Source organism: Bordetella sp. BOR01, assembly GCF_019218885.1.
Lineage (GTDB): Bacteria > Pseudomonadota > Gammaproteobacteria > Burkholderiales > Burkholderiaceae_B > Bordetella_A.
Genome location: NZ_JAHUWT010000002.1, coordinates 386,282 through 398,179, shown reverse-complemented (window position 1 = coordinate 398,179; position 11,898 = coordinate 386,282). Strand labels below are relative to the sequence as shown.

Below are 11,898 nucleotides of genomic sequence, written 5' to 3'. Positions count from 1 at the left end.
TCCTTATCACTGAGGCTGAATGTTCGCCTTGCGCAGCGCATCCGTCCAGTACCGGGTCTGCTCATGCAGCAACTTGTTGAACGCCTGCGGCGTGTCGCCCACGGGCTGCAAGCCCAAGGTCTCGAAGGACTTGCGCAGGTCGGCCGAGGCCAACGCCTTGACGGTCTGTTGATGCAGGAACTCGATGATCTCGGGCGGCGTGCCCTTGGGCGCGGCCAGGCCAAACCAGTTGCCCCCTACGTAATCCACACCCTGTTCTTTAATCGTCGGGATGTCCGGGAATGTCTGCAAGCGCGCTTGGGACGACACCCCCAGCACGGTGATTTTTCCGCTGGCCAGTTGGCCGGCTGCAGTGGGCAGCGCGGTCAGCATCAGCTCGACCGACCCGCCATACAGGCCGACCAGCGCATCGCCCATGCCTTTGTATGGAACATGCGACAACTCGATGCCGGCCGCTTGTGCAAACAGATGGGTGGCCGCATGGTTGGCGCTGCCGATGCCCGCCGAACCATAGTTGATCTTGCCCGGCTCGGCCTTGGCCGCCGCCACCAGGTCACCCACGGTCTTCATCTTGGAATCAGCACTGGTGATCAGGGCATAAGGCGTTTCGGATGAACGCGTGATACCCACCAGATCTTCGTCGATATTCCACGGCAGCTTGGCGTACAGGCCGGGATACATGTTGTATGACGTGTCGATCGCAACCAGGGTGTAGCCGTCGTTATCGGCCTTGGCCACGTAGTCGTAGCCGATGCGGCCACCCGCTCCGGTGCGGTTCTCGACCACGAAGGGCTGCCCCGTCTGCTCGGTCAGCTTCGTGGCCAGCAGGCGGGCAGCGCCGTCGCCGATGCCGCCCGGTGCAAACGGGACCACAATACGCACCGCTCTTGCCGGATAGCTGGCGGCAATCGCCTGGCCACTTGCGGCAGCCAATGCAACAGACAAAATAACAGTCCAAAATTTCATGTTGTCTCCAGATATGTTATCGACCGCCACGCCAATTGCGGCGGAAGTGTTCGTCAATGACAGGTCAAGCCTTCATTGGCCCGCGCGAGGCAAATTCAGGCGATACACGCGCGCGGCCGTCTGGTGGAACAAACCTGCCCTATCGGCGCTTGATGTCCCGGCGGCCAGTTTTTTGTAGGCATTCCACAGGACGCGATAGCCAAGCATCGCCTTGTCGACTGGAAAGTTGCTTTCGAACATGCATCGCGACGCGCCAAAGTCCTCGAGACAAGGCTCCATATAAGGCCGCCAAGCATCGACCAGTTCCTGGGACGTCGGCGGCCGTGGCTGCTTGTGGAAATCAAAACCGCCGATCGGCATGCCCAACCCCCCCAGCTTGACCACGACATTGGGGCACGCCGCCAGTTGCCGCATGGCATCGCGCCACACGGGAAACACTTCGGCGCGCTTGCCCCGGTACGGCCCGGCAGCCAACGGGCCGCCGCAGTGATTCAACACGATGGCCAACCCAGGCATGGCGCGCGCCAGCGCCAGCACTTCGGCTAGCTGCGGGTGGTATACCCAGGCCTCGAACACCAGCCCCAACGCCTGCAACTGTGCCAACCCCTTGCGAAACATCGGGTCCGCCAGCAAAGCCGCGGCAGGTTGGTACGCCATCCGGACGCTGAATGCGTCATGCCGTGCCGCGACATGACGCACCCCCCGGAAACGGCCCGCCGCAGCCTCGATGTGTGCCTGCAAAACGGGTAGCACCGCGTCGCCCAATTGCAGATCGGCATAGCCCAGGATGCCCGCGCACACCTGCGTGCGCACGCCTTGGCGCCGGGCCTGCTCGGCCAGCCCCGCCATCAGCGCGGTCTCGCCCACCGGGCGCAGCGCTTGCGGACCTTCAGCAAGGTATCCATATTCCGACTGGCAAAACACCGTTGCCACCACGCGATGGCCATCTGCCAGGTCGGCAAGCAGTTCATCCAGCAAATAGCGCCGGCCATGCTGCCACAGATGGTGGTGCGGATCGACAATCGGCAGCGCCGGATCCAGCACGTCTTCTTGCACCAACCCGAGCCATGCTTCGTCGAACGAGCCGATCATGCCGTCGTCTCCTGCTGGCCTATTGCGCTATCGCTTGGTCCAGCGCGGCTCTGCGACAGCCAGGCTGGGGGGGTAGACCGGCACCGGCTTGCCGTCGCGCCATTGCAGGATGACCGTTTCTGCATCGACACGGCGCCCCTGGGCATCGAATTTCAAATGGCCGCCCGCATAAAACTTGGCTGCGCCTTCGGTCGTGTCCATGGCGCGAATGGCTGCAGCGACCTTGCGCCTGTCAGCCGACTTGGCGCTTTCCATGGCTTCTTTGAATACCCACATGTCGCCGTAAGTCGACATACTGTCCTGGGTCATCCATGGCTCTTTGAATTTTTCGCTAAACGCGCGCATTACCGCCTCGTTTCCCTTGCCTCCCCAATTCGCGATGACCACCATCACGCCTTCCAGGCTTTGCTTGTCCATGACCTTGAGCAGTTCGGGCGCACCCATGTGGCCGCCATTGGTAATCACCGGCATGACGCCATTGCCCAGCCGCATTTCGCGCATTTTCTCGAGCAGCAGTTTTGTGTCGGGCACATTGGTCGACAGCAGGAAGGCGAAGTCGGGCCGTGTATTGCGCAAGCGCTGCACCATCGAAGTGGCGTCCGACAGCGGCGGCGTATAGACTTCGTTGACCACCAGCTTCAAGTTCTGCTGCTGGAACCCCCCTTCGCGCATCGATTTGGTGAAACTGACTGGCGAAGCCGTGTTGTCCATCACAATGCCGACCGTCTGTGGCGTCTTTCCCCCGCTCTCGCTCGCCAGCCTCATCACGATGGGCAAGATGGCCTGGGCCTGGGCATTGGCCGAAGGCGACGTCTGGAACACATACTTGAAGCCGCGATCATTGATCTGGTCGGAATAAGACAGAGTCAAGAACGGCAGTTCGGCCCGTTCCGTCATCTCGGTGACCGCCAAGGTAAAGGAACTGACGAAGCTACCCGTGGCGCCCACCAGATCCGGTTCGGACGCCAACAGGCGCTGCGCCGCGCTTCTGGCTTTCTCGACGCTGTCGCCGGCATCCACCGGCAGCAGCTTGATCTTGGCACCGCCCAGCGCCTTGATGCCGCCGGCCGCGTTGATATCTTCGACGGCAGCCTGGGCGCCTTTCAGATGAAGTTCGCCATTACGTGCCCACGGCCCCGACAGCGGCACGATCACGGCCAGCTTGACCTCGGACACGGCTGGCTGCGCCAGCACAGCCCCCCCTGCCATCGAGAAGACCGCGGTCAGCATGGCGCCCATGATGCCGCGGCGCCGGATGGAACTGAATGCCAGGTTGCTCATTTTGTCTTCCTCCTATTCTGATGAAAACGCCGCGGCAATGCCTTCCGAGCGTCCGTTAAAACGCGCCGTGACACCCTGTGCTACATGCCCAGGTATGCCTGTTTGATACGAGGGTCGCCAACCATGGCATCGTGATCTCCCTGCAGAGAAACCCGGCCCGATTCCAGCACGTAGCCATAGCTGCAGGCCTGCAGCGCCTCGGTGACACGCTGCTCTACCAGCAACACCGCCATGCCGCTTTCGCGGTGGACCTGTTCGATGCATTCGAATATGGCGTCGGCCACGGCAGGCGCCAGGCCCATCGATGGTTCGTCCAGCATTAACAGCCGCGGACACGAGGCCAGGCCCCGCCCGATCGCCACCATCTGCTGCTCGCCGCCCGACAAGGTTCCCGCCAACTGCGTCTTGCGCTCTGCCAAGCGGGGAAATAACGCGTAGATGAGGTCCAGCGACGACGTCCATCGCCGCAGCGCTTGCGCTGTCTGCGCGCCCATTTCCAAGTTTTCCAGTACGGTCAGGTTGCCGAATACCTGCCTTCCTTCGGGCACGTGTGCAATTCCCAGCCGGGCCCGCTGCACGGGATCGATGCCAGAGAGCTCCTGCCCGTCGAACGAAATCGTTCCCGACAGGGCGTCAACCACCCCGGAAATGGATTTGAACAATGTGGTCTTGCCGGCTCCGTTGGCTCCGACGATTGCCACAAAGCTGCCTGCCGCCACATCGATGCTGACGTTCTTCAGCGCCGCCAGATCGCCATACGACACACACAGATCGTTAATGCGCAGCATGGTGCACCCATTTCTTTCCAAGGTAGGCTTCAATGACGGCGGGCTCGCTGGTTACCGCCGCCGGCTCGCCCACGTAAAGCACCTTGCCATGGTCCAGTACCAGCAAACGGTCTGCCAGCCTTACCATCGCGTGCATGGTGTGCTCGATGATGATCTGCGTCACGCCCATGGCGCGCAGCTTCGTCAGTACCTCGACGACCTGCTCCACTTCCTTGCCACCCAGGCCGGCCAGCACTTCGTCGACCAGCAACAGGCGCGGCCGCATCGCCAGGGCGCGGGCGAGTTCCATCAGGCGCAATTGCACTGCCGTCAGGCGGCCTGCCCGCTCATCGGCCCATGCCCCCAGCCCGACCTGGTCGAGCGCCTGGCGGGCACGTTCGCGGGCGCGCCGGTCATCAGGCTCGGACGATAGCGCGCCCACCAGCACGTTTTCCAGTACGCTCAGCCGCGCGAATATACGCGCCACCTGGAATGTGCGGCCCACGCCCAGCCGACAGATCTCGAAGGGCCTGAGCCCCGCCAGTTCACGACCTTCGAAGATCACGCTGCCAGCCGTCGGATGCACAATGCCGTTGAGCAGGTTGAACAACGTGGTCTTGCCCGCGCCATTCGGGCCGATAATGCCCAGGATCTCGCCCTGGCGCGCCTGGAACGACACCTGGCTGACCGCCTGCAGGCCGCCGAACCGCTTGGACAGGCCGGCCACCTGCATGATGACCGGCGCCTGCCGCAGGTCGGGATGCACGGGCTCGGAGCTTGCCTGCGCCGACAGGCCGACCGTCTGGGCCGACAATACGGCGGCGCGCCCTGCCCCCCCTCGGTAGCGGCTGGCCAGCTTGGGCAATATGCCGTCCGGTGCCAACAGCACGACCAGGATGATCGCCAGGCCATACAGCACTCCCTGGATGCCCGGCAGGCGGGCGCCCACGGTGGCGCTGAGCAGCTCGCCAAGCGGCAGCAAAACTGCCGCGCCTATGACCGGGCCTGCTACCCAGCCCACGCCGCCGAACATCGTGAAGATCAACGCTTGCGCCGAGACTAGCAGGCCGAATACGGAATGCGGGGTCACCGTCACCAAGACCACTGCGTACAGGCCGCCGGCCAGACCGGCGATCGCGCCCGACAGCACCAGGGCCGCCAGCTTCCAGCGAAACGGGTTGATGCCGGACGTCTCGGCGGCTATCTCGTTCTGTTTGATTGCCAGCAGCGACAGACCGAAGCGCGAGCGGCTGATACGCAACTGCAGCAGCACGGCAGCCACCAGCATCACGACTGCAAGCAGGACATACACTCGAGGATCTGCAAACTGCATGTAGGCCGCTGCATTCTCGCGTTTCATCGGCAGCGTGACTTCCTGCAGCCCCAGCCATTCAAAGACATAGAGCATGGCCAGCGGATAGGCCAGCATCGCCAGGCTGAAATACACGCCTCGCAATTTGAACGTGGGAATACCCACCAGAAGCCCGGCCAGTGCGCCGGACAAGGCCGCCAGCAACAGGCCAAGCCAGGGTGTCAGCCCGAACTGCGCGAAGGAAATGGCGACGGCGTAAGCGCCAAGGCCAAAGAAGACAGCATGCCCGAATGACAGCAGGCCCGAATAGCCGCTGAAGGTATTCCATGACGCGCCCAGGGTCGCCCACAAGGGAACCAGGGTCATGATCAACAGAACGTAGGGGTTACTGACCCAGGCCGCCACCAGCAGATAAGCGGCAGCCAAACCCAGCGTCAACAGAATGGCTGGCCGCGCGCCGTTCGAGGAATGAATGTCAGGCACGATCAGTATTCCTTCCGAACAGGCCTTGCGGACGGCACAGCATCACCGCCAGAAAAACCGCGAATATGGCCGCGCCCTGCAATTGCATGGGCAACACCAGGCTGGACATCTGCTGCACCAGCCCGATCGTCAGCCCACCCCAGAACGCGCCGCGAATACTTCCCATGCCGCCCAGCACCACGCCTGCATACATGATCACGACGAACTCCACGCCCACATAGGGCTGGAAGGGATACGAGGCCGCCAGCAGTCCGCCGGCGATGCCGGTGACGGCCGCGCCCAGCGCGAACGCCAGGCGATGGGCGCGAGTCACATCGATGCCCATATAAATGGCCGCCAGCGCATTGTCGGCGGCAGCTCGAAGAATCTTTCCCGTACGCGTTCGAGTAATGAAGAACGCGACGCAGGACACCACCAGCAAGGTCACGCCGAATGTCAGGACCCGCACTTTGTTCAGGAACAGCAGGATATCGTCGCCAAGCAGCGGCCCTACGGTCCAGGCCGACGACGACAAGTCGGTCTGGATGGTATGGGGCGAAGATCCAAACAGCACCAGCCCGCCGTTGGCCAGCAGCAGGGAAAGACCCAGCGTCAGTGTCAGTTGCGGATAATGTCCATCACCTTCGCTACCGGCCACCCTCGTGCCGGTCACTCGCGCCAGCAGCGCCGGATGCAATATGGCTCCGACCGCATACAGCATGACACCGGCGGCGATCGCGCTCGCGACCAGCCCCAGCCATACGCCCAGTCCCGACCCGAATCCAAGTGTCTGGAAACAAAAAAGCGCGGCATACATGCCGATCATCATGAATTCGCCTTGGGCGAAGTTGATCACGCGCATCACGCTGAAGATCAGGCCCAGCCCTACGCACAGCAAGCCATAAATGGTTCCGACCAGCAGGCCGGTCAGCAATGCCTGCAGGATATTCTCGGCCATGATTGCCGCTGTCATGCCCGCCCCCAGTCCCAATGCGGCGGACGAAGCCCCGCCACGGGCGATCGGAAGGTTGCCAGTGCATCGCCGGCCAGACAACCCATGTAGGCCGTTTGCAGATCCGGGCCACCGAATGCGAGGCTGGTAATGTTCTTCAAGCGCTTGCCCCGCGCCGCCGACAACATGGGCCGATCCAGCGAGCGTTCGATGAACGCCTTCTCCAGCTGCTGTACCGTGGCCTCGTCGGCATCGTCGATCACCAGGCGACGCTCGCCATCGGCTCCGACGCGATAGACGCGATTGCTCCCCACGCATATCACCCAGGCGCCGCCGTGCGCGTCGAGCGTCAACCCATCGGGAAAATCGCCGGCCTCAAATTCGCTGACGATTTCACGCGCGCCCAGACCGCCATCCGCGCCGATGGGAAAGCGCGCCAGTCGTCGGCCGAATGTCTCATTCACATAGAGATGTGTCCCGTCAGCGCTGACGCGGCATTCGTTGGTGTAATGCAATCCCTCTGCCACCACCCGGGCACCCGCAGCGTCGCACAGCACGATATAGCCCGTGGCATCTTCCAATGGATATCGGTCGCTGCTATCGGTGGCGCTGATGCAGATCCAGACGCGATCGGCGTGATCCCGCGCTACGAAATTGACTCCCCCCAAAGGCCGCTTGTCGACCTCGAGCAGCCACGGTGCCGCCCGCCCTTCCGCGTCGATGCGCCACACCCCTCCATCGGGCCCCAGATTCGCTACCAGGAATGCCCCATCGCGCTCGAGCGATATACCATTGGGCAAGAGGTTCGACGTCCCGATCAATTGCTGCTGGCCGCCATGCCGCAGGCAGAGTACGCCGCCACGCCGGTCCGAGACATAGACCGCGCCCGACGCGTGCGTCAACACACACTCGGGACGCTGCAAGCCATGGCCGACAAAGCGCAACCCGTCCTGGGAGGTCGATGCGACATCTTCCCGCAGCGCCGCTTCCAGCCGCTGCCAACCTTGCTGTTCAGGGGATGTCATCGCGTCTACTCAAGGCTGAGATTCAAGCGCTGGGCGATTTCCGCCCACCGCGCGACGTCTCGTTTCATCAATGCCGTCGTGTCGGAACTAGTTAGGTAAGCCGCCTGCAATCCGCGTTCGCGCAGTTTTTCCTGGATAGCCGGATCCGCCACGGCGCGCTCGAGCGTATCGCTCAGTATCTTCACGATGTCGGGCGGCGTGCCAGCCGGCGCCAACAAGCCGTACCAGATGTCCAGATCGAAATCAGATACACCGCTTTCCATCACGGTGGGCACCTGCGGCAATTGCGAAAAGCGATCGGCCGTGGTGACGGCCAGGGGCCGGACCCGGCCATCGTGCACCGCGCCATCAAACGCCGACATGGCGCCGAAGGCCACCTGCACCTCGTTGGCCATCAACGCGGTGACCGACGGCGCCGAGCCCTTGTATGGCACGTGGACCATCTTGGTACCGGAACGCTCGGCAAACAGCTCGCCGGCCAGATGCGGCGCGGTGCCGGTGCCCGCCGAACCGTAGTTCAAGACGCCGGGATTTTGCTTGGCATAGGAGATCAGGTCGGCAACGGTCTTGACTGGAAGTTGATCGTTGACCACGACCACCATCGGCGACGTCGCGTACCGCCCGATGGCGGTGAAGTCGCGCAGCAGGCCCCACTTCAGGTTGCGATACACCGTCGTGTTGATGGTGTATGAATTCACCGCCAATAGAATGGTGTAGCCGTCGGGCTTGGCGGCCGCCACTTGCGTCGCGCCGATATTTCCCGCGGCGCCCGGACGGTTTTCCACCACCACGGGCTGCCCCCAAAGCTCGGACATTTTCTGCGCCACGATACGGGCCGACAAGTCCGACGCGCCGGGGGGGAAGCCCACCACCAGGCGCACTGGCCGATCGGGAAACGCAAATGCAACGCCTGACACTCCCATCGCTGCCACGGCCGCCCAAACTGCAACCCGCCTGTGCATGCCGGTGGGGCCGGACTTCTCCTTGCTTGCTTTCATATCGTCTCCTTTCGATGGCCGGACGCCCTGCCTGGACAGGCGAGCTCGGCTTGCTGTTTTCCATGGGTATTGCCGACAATCTCGGGATCGCCATTCTTGCGATGGCCTGATCTTGCTACCGCACTGCCGTTGCGATTCTCCTTATGGGTGCTTGGCCCGCGCGGGCTCATCGTTCATGAATACCGTGTAGTGGTCCAGCGGCGCCCGATCGACCACCAGCGAATTCACGACGTCACCGGTGTCTGCATAGCCCATGCTCATGCCGCACACGAAGCGTTCACGATCCGGCATGCCAAGGTAGGCGCGGATGACGCGGTGATAACGCGCGAAAGCCGCCTGCGGGCATGTATCGATACCCCGGCCGCGGGCCGCGATCATGATGTTTTGCAGGAACATCCCATAGTCCAGCCAGGATCCCAGCTCCATCGTGCGATCCATGGTGAACATCAGGGCTACCGGGGCACCGAAGAAGGAGAAGTTGCGACCCAGCTGCTCATGCATGCCAGCCTTGTCTTCCCGGGTCAGGCCCAGCAGCCCGTACAAATCCCATCCAACCTTGCGGCGCCGCTCCACGAAAGGCGATATCCACTGCGTGGGGTAGTACGCATATTCCTCGGTTTCGCTATCGCGCCGTACTGGGTCGTTATAGACATCCAGCAATGCGCGCGACAGCCCGTCCCGTGCGGCCCCGGCCAGCACGTACACGCGCCAAGGCTGGATATTGCTGCCCGAAGGTGCGCGGCCCGCCACCCGCAGCACGGCTTCGATGTCGGTGCGCGCCACGGGCGTCGATCGAAACGCACGCACCGACCGGCGCGAGGTAATGACCTCGTCCACCATTTCGCACCGCAGGCTGGCCGAATCTTGCATGATGGCGCTCTCCGATACCTCGGGCAGCGCATCCTGCGCGTCCCCACGCAACGGTTGTCTCCTTGCGTATGTTTTTTTGCCGGCCTTGCCGGTCTTGATTAAGCAGCCACTCTATTGGCTTTAAATGATAATTAAAAGACATATATTTTTATTAATATTCATCGGACTTTCTTATGAAAATGCGCGTTGCTGCACATGGTTCCTAGGCCCACATCGTGCGCCTGGTTGAAAGTACGTGTTCCGTCGTGCCGTCTGCACCATTCCTGCCAATCCAATTAGCAAGACCTTTGCGGGCATGAACGGTCAAGTCACCGACAAGGCCGGCAACCCTCTTGGAAACTGCCCTATGTGATGGGCCTGATCCGTCAACCGTTCGACCACCCGATGGGCGGCCCGCAAGACACCTGAAGAAGCCCTCGCGCAGCCAGCGGTACCCCCCTCACCTCATCGACTGCTGGCAACACTTCGGCGCAGTATCGGCCTTAAAGTCCAGGCCACATTCCGCCATCAAGCCTCAGGTTTGCTCCGGTGATGTAGCTGGCTCGGGGGCTGACAAGGAAACAGACGGCGTCCGCGATCTCTTCGAGCGTTCCGACGCGCCCCATGGGAACCTGGGCGAACATGGGTAGCGCCGTTTGCTCAATGTCGCTCCATGGGGCATCGGCCGCCACCCCGCGAGCGATTGCCGCGGTACGGAAGGCCTCGTCAAGGCTCGCGCTGTGGATCGTTCCCGGTGAAACGGAGTTCGCCGTGATGCCGTCCACCGCGACGGCCTTGGCCAGGGAGGCAGTCATTGCAATCATGGCCGCCTTGGCAGCCGCATAGTCTGGCCTTTTAGATGGAGGCATCAACGCGGCAAGGCTGGAGATGTTGACGATTCTTCCCCATTTCGCCCTCCGCATGCTTGGCAGGAGGCGACTGGTGACCCTGACCGCCGCAAGAACGTTCCTGTCATACCCAAGGGCCCATGTTTCGGGCCGGGTCGTGGACCAGTCCTCTGTCTCGCCGGAGCCTCCCGCATTGTTGATCACGATCTCGATCGGACCAATGAGAGATTGTGCTTCATCGACGAGACGCTGCACTTCGTCGTCGTGCGTCAAGTCGCCGACGACGACATGGGCATGCCCACCCTGCGCGACGATGTCGTGAGCCACTTCCTCGGTCTTGGTTTTGTCGCGACCGTGAACAATGACAATGGCTCCTTCGCGTGCCAGTCCTCGAGCGATTCCTTCGCCGATACCCTTGCTGCTGCCGGTTACCAGCGCAACCTTTCCGTCAAGCTTCAAATCCATCGCGTAATTCCCATGACCGACGCCAAAACCTGATTAGAGGATGGAAGCAGGCAATTACGCCAGGATCCCCGAACCGCGGAAGGCTTCGCCTCCTATGCCTCAGGTTGGCAAAAGTGCAAGTCGTTCAACCCCTTTCGTAGCAGTTCCTGATGAATTTCCGATCCATCGACGGGTAGAAGCGTCCGTTTCTTGATGGTCCATCGGCTATCGCACCGTTCGAGTTCCCAGCGATTGACAACGGTGCGGTGGATTCGATATCCCGTCGATTCCCCGTGGTTTGGCAGAGCGCGGGGTTCACCCTCGTGGTCGAGATGAACAATCATCAGATAGGAAGTGACCACCGCGGCATCGCCCCGCAGATCGATGAGGGGCAGGCCGGTGAAGTGCGCGAGTCCGCCGCGGATGGCTTCACCATGCTCGGGCCTCTGTATGAATGCCGCGATAGCCGTCGCGCCGTTGGCGCCGTCCAAGGTCGGACCGCGATCAAATATGCCGTCCTCGCGGTAGACCGATATGGTGTACCCGGCGGCGCCGGTATCTGCGCTGGGCGGATGGGATGCGATCAGCTCGTAGATAGCAAGCTTATCCTCGACGATGCGCAGCCTATGCTCTAGTTCGTGCAGGCCATCGATGTGCATACTTCACCTCTCTTCGTTCATTGGTGATGACAGCTATCGCCACTATGAAGCCGAAAAATTGCATCGCGAGGGTGTCGATGCCGGCGTGCGCCGCCAGATATGGAAGGCGCTCAAGGCAGGGATAGAGTAAGGGCATTATATCAACCAACTAGTTGATCAATTAAGTTGCCCAGAAATCGAACGCGTTCTACGGTGCTCGTTCGACCCATGCGAAAAAAGTTTGACATTCAGCCGACCAACTAG

General features: G+C 61.9%; 11 protein-coding genes. All 11 read right to left on the bottom strand.

The annotated features are described in order from the left end of the window. Positions 1 to 6: 6 nt before the first annotated feature. Positions 7 to 966 (bottom strand): tripartite tricarboxylate transporter substrate binding protein, encoded by a 960-nt coding sequence (locus KW845_RS09655; protein WP_218369013.1) that lies wholly within the window; start codon positions 964 to 966, stop codon positions 7 to 9. A gap of 72 nt (positions 967 to 1,038) precedes the next feature. After that, a complete protein-coding gene (locus KW845_RS09650) occupies positions 1,039 to 2,058 on the bottom strand; it encodes an amidohydrolase (protein WP_218369012.1) in 1,020 nt (339 codons plus the stop codon). A 27-nt stretch (positions 2,059 to 2,085) separates the two neighbouring features. Then, entirely contained in the window at positions 2,086 to 3,339 is a 1,254-nt protein-coding gene (locus KW845_RS09645; protein WP_218369011.1) for an ABC transporter substrate-binding protein, read from the bottom strand. An 80-nt stretch (positions 3,340 to 3,419) separates the two neighbouring features. Continuing rightward, positions 3,420 to 4,127 (bottom strand): ABC transporter ATP-binding protein, encoded by a 708-nt coding sequence (locus tag KW845_RS09640; RefSeq protein WP_218369010.1) that lies wholly within the window; start codon positions 4,125 to 4,127, stop codon positions 3,420 to 3,422. Next, on the bottom strand, positions 4,114 to 5,901 hold the full coding sequence (locus KW845_RS09635; RefSeq protein WP_370628195.1) for an ATP-binding cassette domain-containing protein: 1,788 nt from the start codon (positions 5,899 to 5,901) through the stop codon (positions 4,114 to 4,116). The genes KW845_RS09640 and KW845_RS09635 overlap by 14 nt, the downstream gene beginning before the upstream one ends. Then, the gene (locus tag KW845_RS09630; RefSeq protein ID WP_218369009.1) at positions 5,894 to 6,853 is read right to left on the bottom strand and encodes a branched-chain amino acid ABC transporter permease; all 960 of its coding nucleotides are present in this window, start codon (positions 6,851 to 6,853) and stop codon (positions 5,894 to 5,896) included. The genes KW845_RS09635 and KW845_RS09630 overlap by 8 nt, the downstream gene beginning before the upstream one ends. Then, positions 6,850 to 7,857, bottom strand: coding sequence for an SMP-30/gluconolactonase/LRE family protein (locus tag KW845_RS09625; RefSeq protein WP_218369008.1), 1,008 nt, complete (start codon positions 7,855 to 7,857; stop codon positions 6,850 to 6,852). Before KW845_RS09625 ends, KW845_RS09630 begins: the two co-directional genes overlap by 4 nt. A gap of 5 nt (positions 7,858 to 7,862) precedes the next feature. Beyond that, entirely contained in the window at positions 7,863 to 8,855 is a 993-nt protein-coding gene (locus KW845_RS09620; protein ID WP_218369007.1) for a tripartite tricarboxylate transporter substrate binding protein, read from the bottom strand. Positions 8,856 to 8,996: 141 nt separating this feature from the next. After that, positions 8,997 to 9,725, bottom strand: coding sequence for a nitroreductase (locus KW845_RS09615; protein ID WP_218369006.1), 729 nt, complete (start codon positions 9,723 to 9,725; stop codon positions 8,997 to 8,999). Between the two features lie 482 nt (positions 9,726 to 10,207). Continuing rightward, positions 10,208 to 11,017: an SDR family NAD(P)-dependent oxidoreductase gene (locus tag KW845_RS09610; RefSeq protein WP_218369005.1), complete on the bottom strand. Its 810-nt coding sequence runs from the start codon at positions 11,015 to 11,017 to the stop codon at positions 10,208 to 10,210. A 92-nt stretch (positions 11,018 to 11,109) separates the two neighbouring features. Next, positions 11,110 to 11,655, bottom strand: a complete 546-nt coding sequence (locus KW845_RS09605; RefSeq protein ID WP_218369004.1) for a nuclear transport factor 2 family protein — start codon at positions 11,653 to 11,655, stop codon at positions 11,110 to 11,112. Between the last annotated feature and the right edge of the window lie 243 nt (positions 11,656 to 11,898).